The following is a 22800-nucleotide window of genomic DNA, read 5'->3' as shown; positions in this document are numbered from 1 at the left end:
CGGCGCTGCAGCCATCGAGCCGGGACTTGTGTACGCGACACGCCGAGGGCGGGCGTACACAAGTCCCGGCTCGATTACTAGTTGGCGGTGACGGTGTATGTGACCGAGACGCCGGGGGTGCCGATGGCGACCGTGTACTTGTCGTTGGTGTAGACGGCCTTGCTGTCCGTCGCACCAGACTGGGCGGTGTACCCGGCCTTCTCGAGGGCGGCTTTCGCGTCGGCGAAGCCCGTCGTGTTCTTCGGCTGGACCGTGACGGACCAGCCGTTGGCCTCGTCGCCGCGGGCGACGAGCACGATCCCGTCGACGAGCGGGACGTCGTTCTTCGGGAAGCTCGCGGGGAGCGATGCCGAAGCTGCGGCGGTCTCGGAGGCCGAGGGCGTGGAGGACGAGTCGTTCCCGCTGCCGCTGGCGCAGCCTGCGAGGGAACCGATGGTGAGGGCCGCCGCGATGACGGCCGGAACGAGCATTTTCTTACGTGACTGCATATCTGTTTCCTAGTGCTGTATCTGTATCCGGAATTGCAAACATTCAGCTTACTCGCGCACGCTGACACCGGATCTGCCCACAGCAGAAGGCGACGGATGCTAGCCGAGCAGGAGCGCGCTGAGCTGGTCGCTCGAGTGCACGACGGCGATAGCGCCCGCCGCCTCGGCCGGGGAGCCGTAGCCCCACTCGACGAGGATCGTCGGCAGGCCGTTCTCTCCGGCGCCCTCGACGTCGAACGCCCGGTCGCCCACCATGACGGTGTGCGCGAGGTCCACGCCCTGCGCGGTCAGACGGCGCAGCGCCTCGGCGACGACGTCCGCCTTCGCGCTCAGCGTCTCGTCCTCCGACGCACCGGTGATGACGTCGAAGTACTGCGCCAGGTCGAAGTGCTCCAGGATGCGCGTGGCCTGCAGCTCCGGCTTGCTGGTCGCGACGGCGAGCGGAATGCCCGCGGCGTGCAGGCGGGTCAGCAGACCGCGGATGCCGGGGAACACGGCAGAGTCGAACGCGCCGTGCTCGTGGTAGTCGGCACGGTAGATGGTGAGGGCGTCGCGCGCCTCCTGCTCGGACATGCCGGCGAATTGCTGCAGCGAGTCGAGCAGCGGCGGGCCGACGTATTCGACGAGCTGGGCGGGGGATGGCACGGGCAGGCCGAGCTTCTCGAACGTGGTGGCGAGCGAGGAGGTGATGCCGGGTGCGGAGTCTGTGAGTGTTCCGTCGAGGTCGAAGAGGACGCAGGTCCACGTGCGAGTGACGGTGGTGGTCGGGTTGGTCATAGCTGTCCTATGGTATGTGAGGTGTTTCAGAAACGTCTCAGTGCTCGCTGAGAGCTGACTCGATGTGCGACCGGGCGACGACCATGGTCTGTTCGGCGCCAGGGTTGAACTGCACGGCCACGAACTCGGCCGAGCGGATGAAGCCGAGGGCCTCCAGCGCTGGCACGATCACGGCCTGCACCTGCGTTCCCGCGCCCTCTTCCGTCGCCCCGACCGCATCCCGGAGCGCCTTCATCGACGTGAACAGGGGCAGTACGGGCTCGCCGGCGGTCGAGGTGAGGGTGCGCAGACGGGTGTCCTGCGGGGTGGAGCCGGTGACGTCGACGACCAGGCCGCCCTTCGTCGCGGCGGCGAGGAGCGCATCCAGGTGTTCGAGGGTGGGCTCTGCCGCGATGGCGGAAAGCGCCTTGCGGACGGCGACGTTCTCGTAGCTCTGCGGGAACCGGGGAGCGGCGCCCATCAGAACAGCCTGCTGTCGCTGTCGTCGAGCCCGCGCATCGCGTCGTAGTCGAGCACGAGGCACCGGATGCCGCGGTCCTCGGCGAGGGTGCGCGCCTGCGGCTTGATCTCCTGCGCGGCGAACACGCCCTGCACGGGGGAGAGGTGCGGGTCGCGGTTCATCAGCTCGAGGTAGCGGGTGAGCTGCTCGACGCCGTCGATGTCTCCCCGTCGCTTCAGTTCGACGGCGACCGCGCCGCCGTCCGCATCCCGAGCCAGGATGTCGACGGGGCCGATGGCGGTCATGTACTCGCGGCGGACGAGGGTGTGGCCGTCGCCGAGGAGGTGGATCTGCTCGGCGAGCAGCTTCTGCAGGTGGGCTTCGACGCCGTCCTTCTGCAGGCCGGGGTCGACGCCGAGGTCGTGGGCGGAGTCGTGCAGGATTTCGTGAATGGAGACGACCAGCATGTCGGCGGTCTTGGCCTGGCTGACCTTCCAGACCTGGGTGACTCCCGCATCCCGTTGGGCGTCGTCCGGCTCGAGGATGCTGAGCGTGCACGGCGGGCTCATCCAGTTGAGCGGCTTGTACGAGCCGCCGTCGGAGTGGACGAGGAGGCTGCCGTCCGACTTGAGCATGAGGAGCCGGTTCGCGAGCGGCAGGTGAGCGCTCAAGCGACCGGCGTAATCGACGGAGCAATGGGCAATGACGAGACGCACCGGATCATCCTACGGCGCTGGCAGGATGGGCACATGACCCGCCAACTCCTCATCGGCACGTATACCGAAATCCTCCCGCACGTCTCCGGTCGCGCCCGCGGCATCCTGCAGGCCGAGTTCGACGACACGACCGTGCGGGATGCGCGCGTCGTCGCCGAACTCGCCAACCCGTCGTGGGTCACGGCGACGGCGGACGGCTCGCGCGTGTACGCGGTGAGCGAGACGGAGCCGGAGGGGGCGATCGTGGCGCTCGCGGCCCGTGGCGGTGCGGCTGGTGGCGGTGCGGCCGGTGGCGATGCGGCTGGCGTGCTGGTCGAGCTGTCGTCGGAGTCGTCCGGCGGCGCCGCGCCAGCCCACCTCGCGCTGGAGCCGTCGGAGCGTTTCCTCGCCACCGGCACGTACGGCGGCGGCTCGATCTCGGTGTTCGCGCTCGCCGACGACGGCTCGCTTGCCGCGCGCACGGCGTTCGTGCAGCACGAGGGCAGCGGGCCGGACGCGGACAGGCAGGAGAGCCCGCACGTCCACCAACTGAGTTTCGACCCGAGCACCGGGGACCTGGTGGTGGTCGACCTCGGCCTCGGCGACGTGCGCTGGTACGCGTTCGGCGACGACGGATCGCTCACGCTGCGCCCGGAGGCGACCATCGTGCTCGGCGCGGCCGGCCCCCGGCACATCGTGTTCGCTCCGGATGCGCGGCACGCCTTCGTGGTCAACGAACTGGACAGCACGGTCGACGTGCTGCGTCGTGACGCCGGCCGCTTCGTGGTCGCGTCATCGACGTCGACCAGGCCGGAAGACGCATCCGGCGCCAACAGCCCCGCGGCGGTGCGGGTGACCGACGACGGCCGCACGGTCTTCGTCACCAACCGCGGCGACGACACGATCGCGGTGTTCGCGTTCGACCAGCCCTCCGCCACGCTGACCCTGGTGGATGCGGTCCCCACGCAGGGCCGCACGCCCCGCGACCTCGTGGTCGCCCCCGGCGGGTCGCGCGTGCTCACCGCGAACCAGGACAGCGGCGACGTCTCTGTGTTCGCCTTCGACCCGGAGACCCGCGCGCTCACGCACCTGTCCACCGCGCCGGTCCCCACCCCGGTCTCGCTCCACTTCCTCTAGCGCGCGGCCCGCTCTCCGCAGCAATCGAGCCCAGCCTTTTTCAGCCCAAAACCCGCTCTTAAGGGGAAGAACCGTGGGCTCGATTGCTGCGCGGCGGGGCGGCGCGGATATGGTCGTGGAGTGGAGCGCGCACCCTTCAATCTCCGACTGGCGGGAATCGTCGCGCTTCTGCTGGTCCGGTCAGTGCTCTTGTGGGTGCTGGTGCCGATCGCCGGCGTGGTCTGGGTGTTCGGCGGCCCCGCGCTCTGGCGCCGGGGGAGTATGCGCAGGTTCGTGCGTTGGGTCGACTACAACTCCACCGCGGCGCTGTGCCGCACGGTGCTTCGGCCGTTCGCCCGTAAGCCGCATCCCGAGTGGGCGCCGCCGCGAACCATCCGGACCTTCCAGAACCCGATCAGCTTCACGCTCGAGTTCGCCTGAGCCCGCGTTCCCGTGCAATCGAGCCCGGCCTTTTTCAGCCCAAAACGTGCTTTTAAGGTGAAAAACCGCGGGCTCGATTGCTACGCGGCGGGCTCGGACGCGGGCGACGCGGGCGACGCGGGCGACGCGGCGGGCGCCGCCTTCGCAACGGGACGCACCGCGCCCGCCGCCGCGAACGCCGCGATCAGGAGCACGAGCACCAGGTAGAGCGCGTTGAGCAGCCCGAACTCCTTGCCGAGGAAGCCGATGACCGGCGGCCCCACCAGGAAGGCGCAGTAGCCGATGATCGCCACCGCCGAGACGCGAGCGGCCGGGTTGGCCGCGCCCTCGGAGGCGGCGGACATCCCGAGCGGGAAGCCGAGCGAGACGCCGAAGCCCCAGAGCACCGTGCCGATGATGACCACCCAGAGCGGTCCGCCGAGGATGAAGATGAGCAGTCCGGCCGCGCCGAGGCCGCCGGTGATGCGGATGGCGAGGACGCGCCCGATGCGGTCGACCATCGGGCCGCCGAGCACGCGTCCCAGCGTCATCGCGGCCACGAAGAATCCGAACACCAGGGCGCCGGTCGAGTTGCTCTGGCCGTGTCCGTCGACCACGGCGAGCGAGATCCAGTCGTTGGCCGAGCCCTCGCCGAACGCCATCCCGAGCATCACGACGCCGATAAGGATGAGGCGCCAGTCCGCCCAGACGGCCAGGTTCTCGCGCATCCGCTGGCGGAACGGAACGGCGGGCGTGTTCGCGACCTCGTCGCCGAGTTCCGCTTCGCGTGGGACGTAGCGCACGGCGATCACAATGGCGACCGCGATCACCACGGCCGTCACGATCAGGTGCCAGGAGACGTCGACGCCGAGGGCGGCCGCCGCGGCTCCGAAGCCGGCGCCGATCACGGTTCCGAGGCTGAAGCAGGCGTGCATCAGCGGCATCAGCGTCTTGCCGATCTCACGCTCGACGGCCGTGCCTTCGACGTTCATCATCACGTCGACCATCCCGTTGCCGAAGCCGAGGAGGATGAGGCCGATCGCCACCATGGGCACCGAGTGGGCGATGGATGCGCCGACGCCGATGAGCACCATCCCGGCAGACACCACGAACAGGCCGCCGACCATGCCCTTGTGCGGGCCGAACCGGACGAGCAGCGGGGATGCGGCCACGAGGCCGACGATCGCTCCGGCCGACAGCCCGAGGATGAGCAGTCCGACAGCGGACGGGTCTTTGCCGAGTCCGAGGCCGTCGCGTACACCGGGAATGCGGGCGACCCAGCTCGCCATGGCGAGCCCGCTGAGGATGAAGATGACGAACACCGCATTGCGCCACGCGCGGAGTTCGCGGCGGCTTCTGGTGCTTGTCGGGGTCGTCTGCGACATCGGCTGAATCCTGCTGTTCGAGTGGGCGAAATGGTGATCGAATCGTTTCGATCGAAACGATTCGACTAAGCTACCACATGTGAACGACACGAGCACGACCCCCGAGGTGGAGAAATCCGACGCGGATAACGACGACCTGGAGCGAAGCGCGGCCACCATCGTCCGCCCCACGCTCGCCGCGGTCGCCCGCCTGGCCGGCGTCTCCAACTCCACCGCATCACTCGCCTTCAGCGGCACAGGCCCTGTCTCCGACGCCACCCGCGACCGCGTCCTCGCCGCTGCCAAGGAGCTCAACTACGCCGGTCCCGACCCGCGCGCCCGCTCGCTGCGCCGCGGCCGTTCCGGCATCGTCGGCGTCGTCATGGAGGAGCGCGTCGGCGACGCGTTCCGCGACCCGATCAAGATCGCCCTGCTCGACGGCATCTCCGAAGAGATCGCCGCGATCGACGCCGGGCTGCTCATCCTCACCGACGCGGGCGAGGCGGCCCAGCGCATCGAGGACGCGCCGATGGATGCTGTGGTCCTCATCGGCTGCAGCCCCCGCCTCGACGAGTCGGTCGCCATGCTCCGCCAGCGCGGCATCCCGCTGGTCGCGATCGAGGGCGACCCGGCAGACGAGGTCCTCACCATCGCGCAGGACAACCGCGAGGCCACCCGCGTCGCCGCTCAGCATCTCGCCGACCTCGGCCACACGGATGTGGCCGTCGTCACCCTGTCGCTCACCCGCGACCGCTCGCGCGGCTCGCTCACCGCCGAGCGCGTCGCCGCGGGAAGCTCGAACACCACCATCGAGCGCCTGGCGGGCGTCCGCGACGTGTTCCCGGATGCGGGCGGCTACATCACCCGCGGATCGTTCGTGGAGGAGGGCCGCATCGCCGGCCACGCCCTGCTCGACGACCCCGGAACCCGACCGACCGCGATCATCGCGCAGAGCGACCTGCTCGCGGCCGGGGTGATCCGCGCCGCTGAGGAGGCGGGCCTGGAGGTGCCGGCGGATGTGAGTGTCGTCGGCTTCGACGGAGCCAGGGTCGACGGCCTGTGGCCATACGACCTGACGACCCTCGTGCAGCCCGCTGTCGACAAGGGCAGGGCGGCCGGCGCGGCGATCGTGGACATGCTGGAGGGCCGCGTCGCGCATCCGGCCGCCTTCACCAGCGTGTTCCACCTGGGCAACACCACGGCGGCGCCGCGCACGGCGTGAGCCGCACGGCGTGAGCCGCGCGGCGCTCGTCGCACCCCGCACCGCACGCGCTGGTCGCACTCCGCACGCAGCGCCCGCACGCCGCGCACGCACCCCGCCGCGCACGCACCCCGCCGCGCCTGCACTCCGCGTCACGTCCCGCATCCCGCACCCGCTGCAGCCGCTCCCCACGGCGCCACCTCTCCCGCCCGCCAGCCCGCCGCGCATAGGCTGGGCACCATGGATCTCGAAGCCCTGTACCGCGACCTGCACAGCCACCCGGAGCTCGCCTTCTCCGAAAACCGCACGTCCGGCATCGTCGCCGACGAGCTGACCAAGCTCGGCGTCGAGGTCGTGACCGGCATCGGCGTCACCGGCGTCGCCGGTGTGCTGCGCAACGGCGACGGCCCGACCGTGCTGCTCCGTGCCGACATGGATGCACTGCCCGTGCTCGAGGACACCGGCCTCGACTGGGCGTCCACCCAGACCGGCGTCGACCACACCGGTGCGACTGTCCCGGTCATGCATGCCTGCGGTCACGACATCCACATCACTTGCCTGCTCGGCGCTGTCGAGAGCCTGGTCGCCGACCGCGATGCCTGGTCCGGCACCCTGGTGGCCGTCTTCCAGCCGGCCGAGGAGCACGGCGGCGGCGCCCAGGTGATGATCGAGGACGGCCTCTACGACAGAGTGCCGACGCCCGACATCGTGCTCGGCCAGCACGTCACCCCGCTTCCGGCCGGGATGCTCGGCGCCCACTCCGGCGCGGCGATGGCGGCGGTCGACACGATGGAGGTCGTTCTCCACGGTCGCGGCGGTCACGGCTCGCGCCCGGAGACAACCATCGACCCTGTCGTGATGGCGGCGGCGACCGTGATGCGGCTGCAGACCGTGGTGTCGCGTGAGGTGGCAGCGCAGGACACATCCGTGGTCACCGTCGGCTCGTTGCACGCCGGCACGGCGAACAACATCATCGCCGCCGACGCGACCCTCGGGATCAGCGTCCGCAGTTTCAACGAGGAGGTGCGCAGCCGGGTGCTCTCGTCGGTCGAGCGGATCATCGCGGCCGAGGCGACCGCATCCGGTGCCGTTGTGGCTCCCGATGTGGTCTACGGCGAACGGTACCCGGTCACGGTGAACGAGCCGGAGGCGACGGCGCGCGTCAACGCGGCGTTCGCGGCGGAGTTCGGCGAGGACCGCATCTTCGACCCCGGCGCGCTGTCCGGCAGCGAGGACGTCGGCAACCTGGCGACGGCCGCCGGTGCGCCCCTGGTCTACTGGATGCTCGGCGGAGGCGACCCGGCGAAGGTCGCGGCGGCCATGGCGGCGGGAACGGCGGAGACGGACATCCCGTCCAACCACTCGCCGCACTTCGCGCCGCTGGCCCAGCCGACGATCGGCACCGGCGTGCGCGCCCTCGTGGTCGCCGCGCGCTCCTGGCTCGGCTGACGCGCGCACCGCACCTTCCGCACGACTCGTGCGTCATGGCTCCCGCGACAGGCTCGCACGATTCGTGCGAGAAGTGCGGTTGCTGACGCGCGCACCGCACCTTTCGCACGACTCGTGCGTCGTGGTTCACGCGACGAGCTCGCACGGCTCGTGCGAGAAGTGCGGTTGCGGAGGCGCGCACCGCACCTTTCGCACGACTCGTGCGTCGTGGTTCCCGCGACGAGCCCGCACGGCTCGTGCGAGAAGTGTGGTTGCGGAGGTGGGCACCGCGGGTTTCGCACGACTCGTGCGCGGGCGCGAGAGCGACGGCGGCAGCGGCGCCGTCAGACCGTGGCGCCCGCGCGCATCCACCTGTCGCCCCGCGCCCGCAGGCCCAGCGTCACCGCTCGTGCGCCGATGTACCCGAACGCGAACGCCGCCGCCAGCCAGGCCAGACCGGCGACATCGTGGCTTCCCCACGCCGCCACCGCCGCCGCGAGCGGCACGAACACCGCGACGTTCACCAGCCCGGTCAGCGCCAGATAGCGTGCGTCGCCCGCTCCGATCAGCACCCCGTCGAGCACGAAGACATACCCGCCGAGCGGCGCGCCGACGCCGATGATCGCGAGTGCAGGCGGCAGCAGGGCGGCCACGGTCGCGTCGCCCGTGAACAGCCCGGCGGCGATCGGGCTGGTGAGCACCACGACGGCGCCGAGCACGACCCCGGCGCCGATGCCCCACTGGATGCACCGCCTCAGCACCGCGCGCACCCCGGCCAGGTCGCCGGCCCCCAGCCCCTTGCCGACCAGCGCCTGCGCGGCGATGGCCAGCGCATCCAGTGCGAACGCCACGGTTGCGAACACCGTCATCGCCACCTGGAATGCGGCGAGCTCGTCCGGCCCGAGCCTGGTCGCGGCGAACACCGCGAGCAGCATCGCGGCGCGCAGGCTTGCCGTGCGCAGCAGCAGCCAGCCGCCCGACCTGGCCGTGCTGGTGAGCCCGGTGTGGTGCGGAAGAAGGGGCGCGCCCACCCTGCGTGCGTTGACCACGACGATCACGAGGTAGACGGCGGCCATCGCCCACTGCGCGGCGACGGTCCCGACCGCCGACCCCGCGATGCCGAGCCCCGCCACATAGATGAAGAGGTAGTTCAGCACGATGTTGACCGCGAACCCCGCGACGGCGACCACGAGTGGCGTCTTCGTGTCCTGCAGCCCCCGCAGCAGACCCGTCGCAGCGAACACCAGCAGCATCGCTGGCAGCCCGAGCATCGAGATCTCCAGGTAGCGCGTCGCCGCCTCTGACACGGCGGTGGATGCGCCGAAGAGGCTCACCAGCGCCGGCGACGCGAACCAGCCGCCCGCCGCAAGCACGATGCCGAGCCCGAGCGCCAGCCAGCAGCCGTCCACCCCGGACGCCACAGCACCGCGCAGGTCGCCGGCGCCGAGCCGCCGGGCGACGGCGGGCGTCGTGCTGTATGCGAGGAACACCATCAGGCCGACGATGGTCTGCAGGATCGCGCTGGCGATCCCCAGCCCGGCGAGCGGGGCGACGCCGAGATGCCCGACCATCGCTGAGTCGGCGAGCAGGAAGACGGGTTCGGCGACGAGCGCGCCGAGCGCTGGCACGGCGAGGCGCAGGATGTCCCGGTCGACCGGGCGGACGGCGGTTGGCTTCACGACCAGCCAACGCTATCGCGCACCACCGCTATCGCGCGCCACCGCTCAGAACCGCGCCACCGCTCAGAACCGCGCCCCCGCTCAGAACCGCGCGGAGAACCCGCCGTCCGTGTGCAGGAGCTGGCCGGACACCCAGCGTCCTTCGTCCGAGACGAGGAAGGAGACCACGGCCGCGACGTCTGCCGGTGTGCCGAGGCGCCCAAGCGGATGCGCGGGGGTCAGCGTCGCCCGGAGCTCGTCGTCCATCCACCCGGTGTCGATGGGGCCGGGGTTGACGGCGTTCGCCGAGATGCCGAGCGGCCCGAACTCTCGCGCTGCGGAGATGACGATGCGGTCGAGTGCCCCCTTGGATGCGCCGTACGGCAGGTTGCCGGTCGTGTGGTCGCTGGTGAGCGCGACGATCGCCCCGCCTCCCGGTGCGACCTGGCGTGCGAACGCCGCGATCAGGAGAAGGCTCGCCCTGGCGTTGACGGCGATGTGCCTGTCGAAGCTGTCCGCGGTCGTGTCGAGGATCCCGGACTCGACGTCGTGGGCGTGGCTGAGGATCAGCGCTCCGATCGGCCCGCGCTCGGCCGCGACGGCGGCGACCAGCTCGTCCGGTCCGGTGGGCGTCGACAGGTCGCACGGATAGTCGGCGTCGGCGAGGTCGCTGGTGGCGACGTCCCAGCCGTCGGCGCGCAGCCGGGGCACGATCCCGGCAGCGATGCTGTCGGCCCGCGCCGCGCCGGTGATGAGAGCGAGAGGCACGCAACGACCATAGGCCACGGTGCGACAGCCCGTAAAGAATCCGTTAGGAATATTCAGAAATTACTGAAACAAGCGTAGAGTCACGCTCCATGGACACAGTCATTGAGGCTACCGGCCTCGAAAAGCGGTTCGGTCGAGTGCGTGCGCTCGACGGTCTCGACCTCTCCGTCACGGCGGGCGAGGTCCACGGTTTCCTCGGGCCGAACGGCGCGGGAAAGTCCACGACCATCCGCATCCTGCTCGGCCTCGCCAAAGCGAGCGGCGGCAGCGCCACCCTGTTCGGCCGCGAGCCGTGGAAGGACGCCGTCGAGCTCCACCGGCGCATCGCATACGTGCCAGGCGACGTGAACCTCTGGCCCAACCTCTCCGGGGGAGAAGCCATCGACCTCCTCGCGCGGCTCCGCGGCGGCACCGCCGACAAGAAGGCGTACGCCGAGCGCAAGAAGCGCCTCATGGACGTCTTCCAGCTCGACCCCAACAAGAAGGGCCGCGCGTACTCGAAGGGCAACAGGCAGAAGGTCGCGCTCGTCGCCGCCTTCGCCACCCCGGCCGACCTCTACATCCTGGACGAGCCGACCAGCGGCCTCGACCCGCTGATGGAGGCGACCTTCAACACCGAGATCGCCCGCGTCGCCCGCGACGGGGCCACCGTGCTGCTGTCGAGCCACATCCTGTCCGAGGTCGAACAGCTCTGCGACAGAGTGAGCATCATCCGCGCGGGCAGGACCGTCGAGTCCGGCACGCTCACCGAACTCCGCCACCTCACCCGCACCGAGGTCTCGTTCGCCGCCGACGGGGTGTCGGATGCGCAGCTCGCACGCATCCCGAACGCCCACGACCTGCACACCTCCGACGGTCGGGTGCGGTTCACCGCCGACAGCGACAAGCTGTCCGGCGTGCTCTCCGCGCTCGCCGAGCTGAACACGCAGGGCCTCACCGTCGCGCCTCCGTCGCTGGAGGAGCTGTTCCTGCGCCACTACGGCGACGAGCTCACGGGGGCGAACGAACGATGACCACCGCAACGCAGTCCACCGGCCGCTCCGCCGGACCTGCGACGCACCAGCACACCGCAGTGCGCCGCGACCAAGGCAGGGGCCGCACCCTCGCGGTGCTGCTGCGCCAGCGCATCCGGCGCGACCGCTGGCAGTTGCTGATCTGGATCGTCGGCATCGCCATGCTCGCCGCGTTCTCCGCCGCCAGCATCAGCAATACATACGGGGATGCCAAGGGTCGCGTCGAGCTGATGCAGCTCGCCATCGCCAACCCGGCCATCCTCATGCTGCGCGGGCTCCCGCAGGGCACCGGGCTCGCCGCCGTGACGTTCTTCGAGATCTTCACCTTCCTCGCGCTTCTGGCCGGGCTCATGTCGACCTTCCTCGCCGTGCGGCACTCCCGCGCGGAAGAAGAGACCGGCCGGGCGGAACTGATCGCTTCGACCCCGGCCGCGCGCATCCTGCCGACCGTCGCCACCCTCATCCACGGCGTGCTGGCGAATGTCGTGCTCGCCGTCGCGACCGGCCTCGGTTTCATCGCAGCAGGGCTTCCCGTCGCTGGATCGTTCGCCGCTGGTGCGGCCGTCGGCGGCGCAGGCATCGCATTCCTCGCGGTCGGCCTGCTGCTGTCGCAGCTCATGATGACCTCGCGCGGTGCCAACGGCTTCTCCGCGGCCGTCGTCGTGCTCGCCTACCTGCTGCGCGGCATCGGCGACGCCACCGGCACCGTCACCGGCGACGGCTCCCACATGGTGAGCGCGTGGCCCACCTGGCTGAGCCCGATCGGCTGGGGCGAGCAATTCGACCCGTACGGCGCGAACGACTGGCGCCCGCTGCTGCTGCAGCTCGGCCTCGCCGTCGTACTCACGGCCGTGGTGTTCGCGCTGCAGTCCGCCCGCGACAGCGGTGCGGGCCTGATCGCCGAGCGCCCAGGACGACGGGATGCGCGCGCGATGCTCTCCGGGCCGCTCGGCCTGGCCTGGCGTCTGCAGTGGCCGACCATCCTCGGCTGGGCGGTCGGCGGCCTGTTCACCGGCCTGCTCGCCGGAGCCCTCGGCAGCGTCGTCAGCTCGTCGATCGCCAACGACCCGAGCCTGGGCAACATCCGGAAGGCGCTCGGCGAGATCGGCGCCGGCGGCTCTGGACCCATGACGCAGATCTTCATCTCGGCGATCTTCTCGATCGTCGGCGTGCTCGCCGCCGCGTGCGCCACGCAGGCGGTCATCCGGCTGCGGCAGGAGGAGGCGGGTGGCGCGGCGGAGGTGCTGATGTCCGCGCCGCTGTCCAGGGTGCGCTGGCTGCTGCAGTTCCTGCTGGTCGGGGTGATCGCGATCGTGCTGGTGCTCGTGGCCGCCGCTCTCGCATCCGGTCTGGCCGCGGTGGGTGCGGGGGAGGACGCAGCGCGCATCGGCGATTCGTTCGCCGCTGCCGCCGCTCAGCTGCCGGTCGCCCTCGTCTATCTGGGTGTGCTCGCGCTGGTGTTCGTCGTGCTGCCGGGCTGGACCATCCCGCTCGGCTGGACGCTGCTCGGCCTCGGTGCGTTCGTCGGCATCTTCGGCGGACTGATCGGGTTGCCGACCTGGGTGCACGACCTGTCGCCGTTCGCGCACTCGCCGGTGGTCGTGGGCACCCCCGACTGGACGGGCGGCTACTGGATGCTCGGTATCGCCGTGGTCGCGACGGCGGCGGCGACGCTGCTCATCCGCCGCAGGGACTTCGCGATCGGGTGACGCGGATATCGAGACGCTGCGGATATCGAGACGATGCGGGCGCCCTGGCCCGCGGAAATGAAAGGATAGGCCGGTGGCGAGAGACGAGAGGGCCCTGAACGATGTGCTCGAGCACGCCGCCGCCGTGCTCACCGCCGCCGGCTTCCCGAAGATGCCCGCCCGCGTGCTGATGGCGCTCACCGTCACCGAGCAGCAGGGGATGACCGCCGCCGAGCTCGCCGAGCGTCTCTCCGCGAGCCCCGCCGGCATCTCCGGCGCCGTCCGCTACCTGCAGACCATCGGCATCGTTCGCCGCGTCTCGCAGACAGCGAGCCGCCGCGACCGCTACGAGCTGCCGAGCGACTGGTACGCCTCTATGACCAGGCAGTCCCCGATCTACGCCGTGCTCGCCGCTCAGGCCGACGCTGGCATCGCCGCGGTCGACGACCCTGACTCGCTGGCGACGGAGCGACTCCGCGATATGGCGGGGTTCTACCGCTTCCTCGAGAAGCGGCTCCCCGAGCTGCTGGACGAGTGGGAACAGGTCCGCGCGGCCCGCTCCTGACCGTTTCCGCGCCGCGTCGGCTATACTGTATGCGGAACACACCGTTTCGTTCGGCTTGACGCCCCTCTCATCGTCGCCGCGAAACCGGGCCAGACCGGCCCCGTTCCCGCCGCGGACCACCTGTCCGCCTCCGCCCATCGCGAGGCCGCTCATCCCGAGCGCCGGCCGCGAACGTCACACGTCGACGCGTGACGGCGGATCAACCACACGCTTTGAAAGAAGTACCGCAATGATGAACACAGCAACTCTCGGAATCCGTTTCGATTCCCTCGACCCCATCGCCGAAGCCTGGACTCCGTCCGAGCTCGACACCCTGCCCGCCGGCAGCCGCATCCTGGCCCCGTACCCGGAGCACGACGGCCGCGGCGACATCCTCGTCCGCCACAACGACGGCCTGTGGCACCGCGACCTCTTCGCGCCCATCCCCTCCGACGCCCTCGTCGCCTTCCCCATCCGCATCCTCGGCTGACGTTCGAACCCCCGGTGTTTGGCGCCTGAGCGCCTAATAGCTAGAGTGTGTGATGTTGTATTTAACATCACGCACTCTAACTGCATACCCGGGGGTTCACGTGCGCTTCACTCATTCCGTATCCGCGATCTTCGCCTCGGGCGCAACGGTGGGGGCTTTGGTCGCTGGGTCGGTCACGCTGCCCTCCCACCATGCTCGCGACGCGGGGCCCTCCGAGGCCGCCTCCTCGATGCTGATCGCCGACGCCGACCACGCCGCGAACGAGGGAGACGCTCGCGACATCGCGCGACTGTATGGCCACGACGTGGTCGTAGATTCCCAGTCGTCGCCCACGCTCCTCGTGTCTGCGAAACCCGATGGGAGCATGGAGGCGACGAGCAGCCAGGTTCCCGAGCAGGCCAAAGTGCGTGGCTCGTGGAAGAAGGTCGACACGTCGCTCGTCGAGCAGGACGGCTGGCTCGTTCCCTCCGTCGCTGCCGTGCCGATTCGCATTTCGCTCGGCGGTTCCAACGACATCATGCAGGTGAAGACCGAAGATGGCGGCTGGATAACGGAGTCGTGGGCGTACGGGACGCTCCCAGCGCCCATCGTCAAAAAGAACTCCGCGACATTTCCGGAAGTCCTCCCCGGAGTTGACCTGCGCGTGCGCGCGACCAAAGCAGGAGCACGCGAGGTCCTCATCGTCAAGAACGCCGAGGCCGCACGGGATGAGCGTGTCGCGAATTTCCGGTTGAGAATCTCGGGCGCGACGCTCTCGCAAGATCCTGAAACCGAGGTGCTGACCGCCGGAACAGGCGACGGCGTGCCGCTGATGGCGTCCACACCGCTGTGGTGGGACTCGTCAGGCGAGAAGTCCGATGCCGACGGGCCCGGCGGAGGCGAGGCCAAGGCTGTGTCGGTCACGGCGACGGCGACGGAGTCCACCCTGGATGTCGAAGCGATCGCAGACGACGTCGTCGCGTACCCGCTCTTCGTCGATCCTGATTGGTCCGCCTATCTGCAGTACGACTGGTTCACCGATCGTGCCTTCCCGAACCAGTCGTATCTCAATCCACCGGAGAACAGCGTCGGCTACGGCATCGAGAACGGCGTCCACTATCTCTCGCGGGCGTTCTACCGCTTCGACACAGCTTTCCTGGCCGGAAAACAGGTGAGCGACGCGCGATTCAACGTGTATCAGACGTGGTCGAACAGCTGCGACACCACTCTCGTCCAACTGTGGCAGTACGGTCCGTCGAATCCGGGGTTCACCTGGAACAGCGATCCCGCCCAATGGGTCCGCGCGATCGATGCTCAGGGTAACGTTCGGGGCAGCTCGTGCGCGGCACCCGGAATGGTCGGCTTCAGTGCCACTCCCACCGCTTCCGACGCGGCTGTCTATGAGGCGCCATACATCACTCTTGCTCTACGCAGCGCCAACGAGGGAAGCCCCCTCACGCGCAAGCACTACCGCTGGGATGCAAAGCTCACGGTCACCTACAACTCAGCGCCGAATGTGCCCACCAATCTGGCGATGAGCTCGCCTGCCCGACCGTGCGTGTCGGATGCGGCAAACCCCGCATTCCTCAACAACGCGGTCCAGGCCGTGACGCTCACGGCGAAGGCGACCGACCCTGACCCCGGCGCCGTCGCCGTCGACTTCTTCCTCAAGAACATCACGACCGGTGTGGAGACAAAGGTCAGCACGACTCCTCTGCAAGCGCAGGGGTCTCTCCTCACGCACGTGATCCCCAAGGGCAGTCTGGTGAACGGCAACACGTACGCGTGGTCGACTCGCAGCAGCGATTACGCGGCGACGTCCGCTCGTTCCGCATCCTGCTATTTCACAGCGGATGCGACGTCGCCCGGAGTGCCGGGTGTGGTGGTCACGTCAGCGAGCAGCCCGGCGGAAGGACGGCCAGGGACAGTCGATCTCGGGACGCGAATCGGTCAGAAGATGACCGTACGAGTGACCACTGCACCGCTGGACAAGGTCGCGGGCTTTCAGGTGTGGTGGCAGGCCGGTGACAAGACGGCGACCTCCGCACCGCCACCCGTGACGGAGTACTGGTCGCTCCTTCCCACCTGCGACACGATGGTCGCGGCCAAGGCGGCTCGCATCGTGTGTGCAGACTCGACAGGGTCGGCAACGTTCGATCTGGCAGCGTTCGACACGAACGCGACCCTGTGGGTTGCGGCGTACGACCGAGCTGGCAACGTCTCCAAGGTCGGGAACGAGTACGGCGCCGGCGGTATCGGAACGCGCGCGGCCTCCGCGGACCTCTCTGCGGGACACATCTGGCAAGCGTCCACGTCCGGCCAGAAGTCCATCGACGACGAGCTGAACGGCACGCCGTCCCTGAACGTGGGCTCCCTCGCGAAGTGGGGCACCGATGAGGACGACAACCCGAGCATGGTCTTCGACGGCCTTGTCACGCTTGGGCGCTATATCTGGCCCGGGCACGACCATCGCGCGATCGCATCCGGAGTCTCCGTTCCGAGTGGGTATCGCCTCGAGCAGACGATGGGACAGCTCGGCCGTATCGAGCCCGGAAAGCCGCAGCCCGCGAACACGAACATCGTCTATCTCTGCGAGGTCGCCCCCGGAAACAGGACATCGCTCTCGGCCGCCTGCGATGGAAAGGGCGTGACCGGGGTTGCAATCGGTTATAGCTGGAAGACCGCCGCTGCCGTGCCGACCGGAGTCGGCTACAAGGGTGTGCAGGTATACCGCTGTGTGCAGAACGGCGACTATTTCGACACTCGCCAGGCGGACTGCGAAGGCAACACGTCCGTCGGCTCACTCGGGTTCCTCATCGACAACGCCGTCACGGCGACAACCGCGGCTCCGCTCGACACGACGTCGTCTTTCAGCGTCTCTGTCCGTGCTATTCCCAGCACGTTCGTCGACGACCGGCAGACACTCGTTTCGCAGGAGAGCGCTTCCTTTTCGCCCTTCCTTCTGCAGATCGCCTGGGGCAAGTGGCGCTTCTGTGTTCAATCCCAGGGTCCATCCGCTGCCGCAGGGTGCGTAACCGGCCCCAGTGTTCAGCCTGGCAAAGCCGCAACCATCACTGGCACGTGGGATGCATTGAACCGTGTCGTCCGCATCAAGGTTGTCGCCGATGGAGTCTCCGACAGCCAGTACGCAGCATTTGCCCCGCCGAAAGACAACTCGACGAGCACCGGGCGCCTTCTCGTAGGGTCCGCGATCTCAAGCGGCTCATCCTCGGACGGCTACAAGGGGCAGGTCGTAGCGGTCGGAATCTATCCCGGCGTGCTCTCGAGTACGCAACTCGCAATGACACCACTGCCACGCTGATCGTTCGCACCGGCCATTCCGACGCACTCAGAGAAACACACGAATGAAACACGCATCACGCCGTCGCGCCCTCGGTCGGCGCAGCCTCACCTTCGCAATCGCGACCGGCGCCACATTGGCCCTCATCGGGGGAGTCGTCGAGCCAGCAGCTTCGCGCGCCCTAGACGGCCCCGTGGTTCCACCGTTCGCGAAAGCGGTCCCCGGCGAAGCAGCTCCTGAGCTCAAGGCGAAGTCGGATACCGCAGCCCTATCCGCACCGGTCGTCACCGCGGACGTGCCGACCGGCGGCGAGTTCGATGTGACCATCGACTCCGTCCGGGAGGGGGAGACGATCGTAGACAGCGACGACGGGGAGACCTCGACGATCGTCGACGGATCGTGGCAGAAGGTCGGTGGAAGCGCTATCGAGGTGGCATCGGCTGGCGACCCTGCTGATCAGGAAACCACCGAGGCCGAGCTGAATGCCAAGAAGGACTCGAAGCTCGATTCCGGAAAGAAGCGGCGAGCCCATGCGAAGGACCGCGCCGACAAGCTGAAGGTTCGTTTCCTCGACGATGATGCGGCTGCCAAGCTCGGGGCGACCGGGCCGGTCATCGAGCTGTCGCGCGTCGATGGTTCCAAGTCCGACGCGTCTGTTGGTGTGCGCATCCCATCCCGGTTCCTGGATGCGCAGTACGGTGGCGATTTCTCGAGTCGCGCACGCTGGGTTCAGGTTGACGCCGGCGTCGCGGAAAAGTCGGCTGAAGCCGTCGAGGATGCCGTGCATCCTGTCCCGTCCGTCGTCGAGGAGGGTTCGGGAGCGATCGTCGTGACTCCGAGAGTCGCCGACAGCCCGATCCTGCTCGCCGCGCGGGCGGCGCCGTCCTCTCAAACAGGAACCGGCGACTTCACAGCGACCCCCCTCAAGCCGGCCTCGACCTGGGATGTGTCGTTGCAGAACGGCGGATTCAGTTGGAACCTCCCCCTAAGCCTTCCACCAGCGCCCGGCGGGGCCACCCCTGAGCTCGCGCTCAACTACAGCTCGCAGTCGGTCGATGGTCTGACGGGTTCCACCAACAATCAGCCATCCGCTTTCGGTGAAGGGTGGGACCTCGCGGGTACGGGATTCATCGAGCGCAGTTATCTCGGTTGCGCTGTCGACGACGGTCCTACCGGGAAGGTCGCGACCTCGGGCGACCTTTGCTACAAGAACACGAACGCCACGATCTCTTTTGGTGGACACTCCGGCGAATTGATCCTGGATCCTGCATCGAAGACCTACCGTCTGGCCAACGATGACGGGACGCGTTTCACCGAGATCAAGGGTGCGCCCTGCGCGCCCAACGGCACAGCCGACACCGCCTGCTGGCAGATGGTGACGACGGACGGCACGCAGTACTACTTCGGCCTCAACCAGCTTCCTGGCTTCACGTCAGGAAAGGCGGCGACCAACTCGGCCTGGACGGTGCCGGTCTTCGGTAACGACCCGGGAGAGCCGTGCCACGCGTCGACGTTCGCTGCGTCGTCGTGCTCACTGGCATGGCGATGGAATCTCGACTACATCGTGGATACGCACGGGAACGCTCAGGCGTACTACTACAACGCCCAAACAAACATGTACGCGCGGAACGGAAACACACCGACGAAGTACGAGCGCGGTGGTGAACTCGTGCGCATTGAATACGGGCTGACCAAATCGTCCGTCTACTCAGCGAACGCTGCGTCAGGCAAAGTCCACTTCTACTTCGACTCACGAGGCCGCTGTTCCGCATCCGTCGACAAATGCGAAGTCCAAGCGCCCAGCGGCTTTCCCCTGAAGCCCGCTATCCCGGCGTCCTATCCCGATGTTCCCTACGACCAGTTGTGCACTGCAGGTCCGTGCAGCGGGCTGATTTCGCCCACGTTCTGGACCGTGTCCCGGGTGACCGCCATCAAGACGCAGGCGTTCTCGGAGGGCGCGTATCGCGATGTCGACATGTGGACCCTCCGTCAAAGCTTCCCGTCGCCAGGGGATGGCGAATCGGCGTCACTGTGGCTGAACAGTGTGACGCGGACTGGCTACGTGGGAGGCACCACTCTCGTCGAGCCGGCGGTGACTTTCGCTGGAACGCCCATGCAGAACCGAGTTTGGACGATGGACGGCCTGGCTCCTCTTGATAAGTGGCGCGTCACGGGAATCACGACGGAACTCGGCGCAACGGTGTCGGTCACGTATAGCAAACAGCAGTGTGTTCCCGGCGACCGGGCGGCAATCCTCGCTGCGCCGCAATCGAACACGAAGCTCTGCTATCCGCAGTGGTGGTCGCCGTCGGTGGTGCCGGCACAAGCGCCGCAACAGGATCTGTTCCACAAGTACGTGGTGACGTCGATCGTGGACAACCCCAACACCGGTGGCGCCGGAGCCCCCGCCGTCCAGAAACAGTACTTCTACGGAACCCCGGCGTGGCGTTACAACGACTCTCCCTTGACGCCGGCCGACAAGCGCACCTGGGCTGTGTTCGCCGGATTCGACACGGCCGAGGTCCGGGTCGGTGACAAGAACAAGCCGGCGTCGCAGAACGTAACGGTGTACCTCTTCTTTCAGGGGCTCGATGGAGACCGCGCGACTCCGGCGGGTGGCGTTCGGTCTGCGAGTGTCACGGGGAGCCCGGGAGTCCCCGATTCGCGGCAGTTCGCGGGGAGGACTCGTCAGGTGATCGTGCGTAACGGGGTGAACGGCCCGCTGCTCTCGAGAACCTTCTCGACGCCCTGGTCCAGTGCGCCGACAGCCAGCGATGGATTGCACTCGGCGCGGTTCGTCGGCGACCGCGAGACCGTGGTGTGGGAGCCCATATCCGATGGCACGACCCGGAGCACGGTGACGACAACCGCGTTCGATCCCACTTCGGGATTGCCCACGACGGTGGCCACCGTGCCCTCCGACGCTCCGGCGACCTGCACGACCACCACGTATGCACCACCGAACACCTTCAACTGGATCGTCGGCGCCGTGTCTCAGGTGATGGAGACGGCCGGACCGTGCGCCAGCGCATCCACCGTCGGCGCAGACGGTCTCATCAGTGGCACGCGGAGCTATTTCGATGGCGGCGCGTTCGGCGCCGCCCCGACTGCCGGAAACGTGACCAAGACGGAAATCGTCTCCGCCGTCAGCGGCACCGTCCCGACCTGGTCCAAGGCGTCCGAGACGACCTACGACGCGATGGGACGCCCCACGTCGGTGAAGGACGCGCTGAACCGCACCACGAAGACCGCGTACACCCCTTCGGGCGCGACAGGGCAGACGACCGCGATCGAAACCACCAACGCGGCGCAATTCTCGACCAAGAAGACCTTCGATCCCGCTCGCGGTGCGGAGCTCTCCGCAACAGACCCGAACGGAAACGTCACGACCGCGCGATATGACGCGCTCGGGCGACGCATCGGAGTGTGGCTGCCGAATCGTCCGTATGCGGAGAACACGTCGTCGCCATCGACGAAGTACACCTACACCCTGTCGCAGACTGCGCCGTCGGTGGTGACCACGGAGGTCATGAAACAGGCGGGCACGGTCGTGTCGTATGAACTGCTCGACGGTCTAGGACGCGTGGTTCAGAGTCAATCGGCCGCGATCGGCAGCGGGAGCGTGATCGTGGACACCGCGTACGATGCGCAGGGTCGAACCGTGTCGTCGACGGTTCCGTACTGGGCCACGGTGTCCGCCTCGACCGAGCTTTTCGTGGCTTCGAACGCCAGCCAGATCCCCGGACGCACGGACACCGTATTCGATGCGGTGGGCAGAACGCTGGCGTCCGTCGTCTACAAATACGGCGTCGAAACTCACCGGACGACCTGGGCCCACCTCGGGCCGGATCGCGTCGACATGACTCCGCCCGCTGGTGGAACTCCGACTACGACGCTGACCAACTCGCAGGGGAAGAAGACGGCCCTTGCGCAGTACCAGGCGGCCAAACCGGTCGGCGATGGCCTCGTGACTCGGTATATGTACGACGCCAAGGGCAACATGTCCTCCATGACGGACCCTGCGGGCAACGCGTGGTCGTGGACGCATGACATGCTCGGTCGTCAGGCGACATCGAACGATCCGGACTCCGGACTGACGATCAACGCGTACGACCTCGGCGGCCGTCTGACGGCGTCCAAGGATGCGCGCGGCGTGACCCTCGCGTACACCTACGATGCACTCGACCGCAGGACGGCGGCATACTCGGGCACGACCAGCGGGCCGCTTCTGGCGTCGTGGACGTATGACACGGTCGCAAAGGGGCAGTTGGCGTCGTCGACGAGCTACACCGGATCGGCACCGGGCAAGCCGGGTCTCGCGTACAAGCGAGAGGTCGTTTCGTACGACGCCCTCTACAACGCGACGTCGACGAAGGTCAGCATTCCGACAGGGGCGCCCGCCTTCGGAGGGACGTCGTACACCTTCGCCAATACTTACACGGTCGAGGGCCAGATCAAGCAGCGCACGCTTCCTGCGATGGGAGGCCTGGCCCTTGAGCGTCTTGGCACCGCATACAACTCGCTGGGTCTAGTGGACACTCTCTCCGGCACGAGCCTGTATTCGCTGGTCGCGTACACGCCGATCGGCCAGACGTTGCAATTGACGCGAGGGACGACAACGCAACTGTTCACGACGTTCGGGTACGACGCGGCCTCCGGCGCCGTGAACCAGGTGATCGACACGTCGCAATACTCGGCCAAGTTCAGCACGCAGGCCGACCGCCTGTACAAGATGAACGCCGCCGGCGACGTGACGAGCATCGCGACGACGGGAGCGGCCGGCGCGGAGACGCAGTGTTTCGCGTATGACTCTCTGCACAATCTGACGGAGGCGTGGACGCCGGGGTCGGGTAACTGCGCGGCTGCGCGTTCGGTGTCCGCGCTCGGTGGCAAGGCTCCGTACTGGACGTCGTATGCGGTCGATGCGGCCACGGGCAACCGAACCTCGACGACGTCGCACACGACGGCGGGTGATGTGTCGAAGGCGTATGCGTATCCGGCGGCGGGTTCTCCGCGTCCACATGCTGTGGCGTCGGTGGCGGGTGTTGAGTATGGGTATGACGCGGCGGGCAATACGACGACGCGGCCTGGTCAGGTGTTGACGTTCAACGAGTCGGGGAAGTTGGCGTCTGTGACGGCGGGTGGTGTGACGCAGTCGAAGGTGTACGACGCGGACGGCAATGTGTTGTTGCAGTCGGACTCGAAGTCGGGGACGACTCTGTTCTTGGGTGAGACGGAGTTGACGATGGCGCCTGGTGCGAAGGATGCGTCGGCGGTGCGGACATATTCGGTGAATGGGATCCCTGTGGTCGAGCGTTCGACGAAGGTGGGTGTGTCGGGTTCGGTGGTGACATTCGTGTCCGGTGATGCGAACGGTTCGCGGGATTTGGCTGTGGCGGTGGCGGATGGGAAGGTGTCGCGTCGGTGGTCT

At 68.2% G+C, this 22800-nt stretch carries 17 protein-coding genes; 10 read left to right on the top strand and 7 right to left on the bottom strand.

Features of this window, described 5'->3' with window-relative positions:
• Nucleotides 1-77: 77 nt before the first annotated feature.
• The 4 genes from ACYVGI_RS13165 to nucS form a co-directional block, all read right to left on the bottom strand.
• Nucleotides 78-488: a hypothetical protein gene (locus ACYVGI_RS13165; protein ID WP_460633067.1), complete on the bottom strand. Its 411-nt coding sequence runs from the start codon at nucleotides 486-488 to the stop codon at nucleotides 78-80.
• A 99-nt stretch (nucleotides 489-587) separates the two neighbouring features.
• Nucleotides 588-1265 (bottom strand): HAD hydrolase-like protein, encoded by a 678-nt coding sequence (locus tag ACYVGI_RS13160; protein ID WP_460633066.1) that lies wholly within the window; start codon nucleotides 1263-1265, stop codon nucleotides 588-590.
• 37 nt (nucleotides 1266-1302) lie between these two features.
• On the bottom strand, nucleotides 1303-1725 hold the full coding sequence (locus tag ACYVGI_RS13155; RefSeq protein ID WP_460633065.1) for an SseB family protein: 423 nt from the start codon (nucleotides 1723-1725) through the stop codon (nucleotides 1303-1305).
• Nucleotides 1725-2420 carry an endonuclease NucS gene (gene nucS / locus ACYVGI_RS13150; protein WP_460633064.1) on the bottom strand — a complete coding sequence of 232 codons (696 nt, stop codon included), beginning with the start codon at nucleotides 2418-2420 and terminating at the stop codon, nucleotides 1725-1727. The genes ACYVGI_RS13155 and nucS overlap by 1 nt, the downstream gene beginning before the upstream one ends.
• A gap of 33 nt (nucleotides 2421-2453) precedes the next feature.
• On the opposite strand from nucS, the gene ACYVGI_RS13145 reads away from it, so the two are divergent.
• Entirely contained in the window at nucleotides 2454-3536 is a 1083-nt protein-coding gene (locus ACYVGI_RS13145) for a lactonase family protein (RefSeq protein WP_460633063.1), read from the top strand.
• Nucleotides 3537-3656: 120 nt separating this feature from the next.
• Nucleotides 3657-3956, top strand: a complete 300-nt coding sequence (locus ACYVGI_RS13140; RefSeq protein WP_460633062.1) for a hypothetical protein — start codon at nucleotides 3657-3659, stop codon at nucleotides 3954-3956.
• Between the two features lie 80 nt (nucleotides 3957-4036).
• On the opposite strand, the gene ACYVGI_RS13135 is transcribed toward ACYVGI_RS13140, so the two are convergent.
• A complete protein-coding gene (locus ACYVGI_RS13135; RefSeq protein WP_460633061.1) occupies nucleotides 4037-5320 on the bottom strand; it encodes an MFS transporter in 1284 nt (427 codons plus the stop codon).
• Nucleotides 5321-5456: 136 nt separating this feature from the next.
• Here ACYVGI_RS13135 and ACYVGI_RS13130 point away from each other — a divergent pair, with 136 nt between their 5' ends.
• Nucleotides 5457-6521: a LacI family DNA-binding transcriptional regulator gene (locus ACYVGI_RS13130; protein ID WP_460633402.1), complete on the top strand. Its 1065-nt coding sequence runs from the start codon at nucleotides 5457-5459 to the stop codon at nucleotides 6519-6521.
• A gap of 219 nt (nucleotides 6522-6740) precedes the next feature.
• Nucleotides 6741-7949, top strand: a complete 1209-nt coding sequence (locus tag ACYVGI_RS13125) for an amidohydrolase (protein ID WP_460633060.1) — start codon at nucleotides 6741-6743, stop codon at nucleotides 7947-7949.
• A 323-nt stretch (nucleotides 7950-8272) separates the two neighbouring features.
• Here ACYVGI_RS13125 and ACYVGI_RS13120 read toward each other — a convergent pair whose 3' ends face one another.
• Together ACYVGI_RS13120 and ACYVGI_RS13115 are read right to left on the bottom strand one after the other, a co-directional pair.
• Nucleotides 8273-9607 carry an MATE family efflux transporter gene (locus tag ACYVGI_RS13120; RefSeq protein ID WP_460633059.1) on the bottom strand — a complete coding sequence of 445 codons (1335 nt, stop codon included), beginning with the start codon at nucleotides 9605-9607 and terminating at the stop codon, nucleotides 8273-8275.
• Between the two features lie 81 nt (nucleotides 9608-9688).
• Entirely contained in the window at nucleotides 9689-10354 is a 666-nt protein-coding gene (locus ACYVGI_RS13115) for an SDR family oxidoreductase (RefSeq protein WP_460633058.1), read from the bottom strand.
• A gap of 89 nt (nucleotides 10355-10443) precedes the next feature.
• Between ACYVGI_RS13115 and ACYVGI_RS13110 the strand changes: the two genes are divergently transcribed.
• The 6 genes from ACYVGI_RS13110 to ACYVGI_RS13085 all read left to right on the top strand — a co-directional run.
• Nucleotides 10444-11367 carry an ABC transporter ATP-binding protein gene (locus ACYVGI_RS13110; protein ID WP_460633057.1) on the top strand — a complete coding sequence of 308 codons (924 nt, stop codon included), beginning with the start codon at nucleotides 10444-10446 and terminating at the stop codon, nucleotides 11365-11367.
• The gene (locus ACYVGI_RS13105; protein ID WP_460633056.1) at nucleotides 11364-13076 is read left to right on the top strand and encodes an ABC transporter permease; all 1713 of its coding nucleotides are present in this window, start codon (nucleotides 11364-11366) and stop codon (nucleotides 13074-13076) included. The genes ACYVGI_RS13110 and ACYVGI_RS13105 overlap by 4 nt, the downstream gene beginning before the upstream one ends.
• A 73-nt stretch (nucleotides 13077-13149) precedes the next feature.
• Nucleotides 13150-13620: a GbsR/MarR family transcriptional regulator gene (locus tag ACYVGI_RS13100; RefSeq protein WP_460633055.1), complete on the top strand. Its 471-nt coding sequence runs from the start codon at nucleotides 13150-13152 to the stop codon at nucleotides 13618-13620.
• A gap of 229 nt (nucleotides 13621-13849) precedes the next feature.
• Nucleotides 13850-14089 (top strand): hypothetical protein, encoded by a 240-nt coding sequence (locus tag ACYVGI_RS13095; protein WP_055896749.1) that lies wholly within the window; start codon nucleotides 13850-13852, stop codon nucleotides 14087-14089.
• A gap of 229 nt (nucleotides 14090-14318) precedes the next feature.
• Nucleotides 14319-17390 (top strand): DNRLRE domain-containing protein, encoded by a 3072-nt coding sequence (locus ACYVGI_RS13090; RefSeq protein WP_460633054.1) that lies wholly within the window; start codon nucleotides 14319-14321, stop codon nucleotides 17388-17390.
• Nucleotides 17391-17433: 43 nt separating this feature from the next.
• A partial coding sequence (locus ACYVGI_RS13085; protein ID WP_460633053.1) for an RHS repeat domain-containing protein occupies nucleotides 17434-22800 on the top strand: 5367 nt, incomplete at its 3' end.

It is taken from the genome of Leifsonia lichenia (assembly GCF_054780215.1).
Note: the sequence above shows the minus strand (reverse complement) of the source record. Positions and strands in the feature narration are given on the sequence as shown.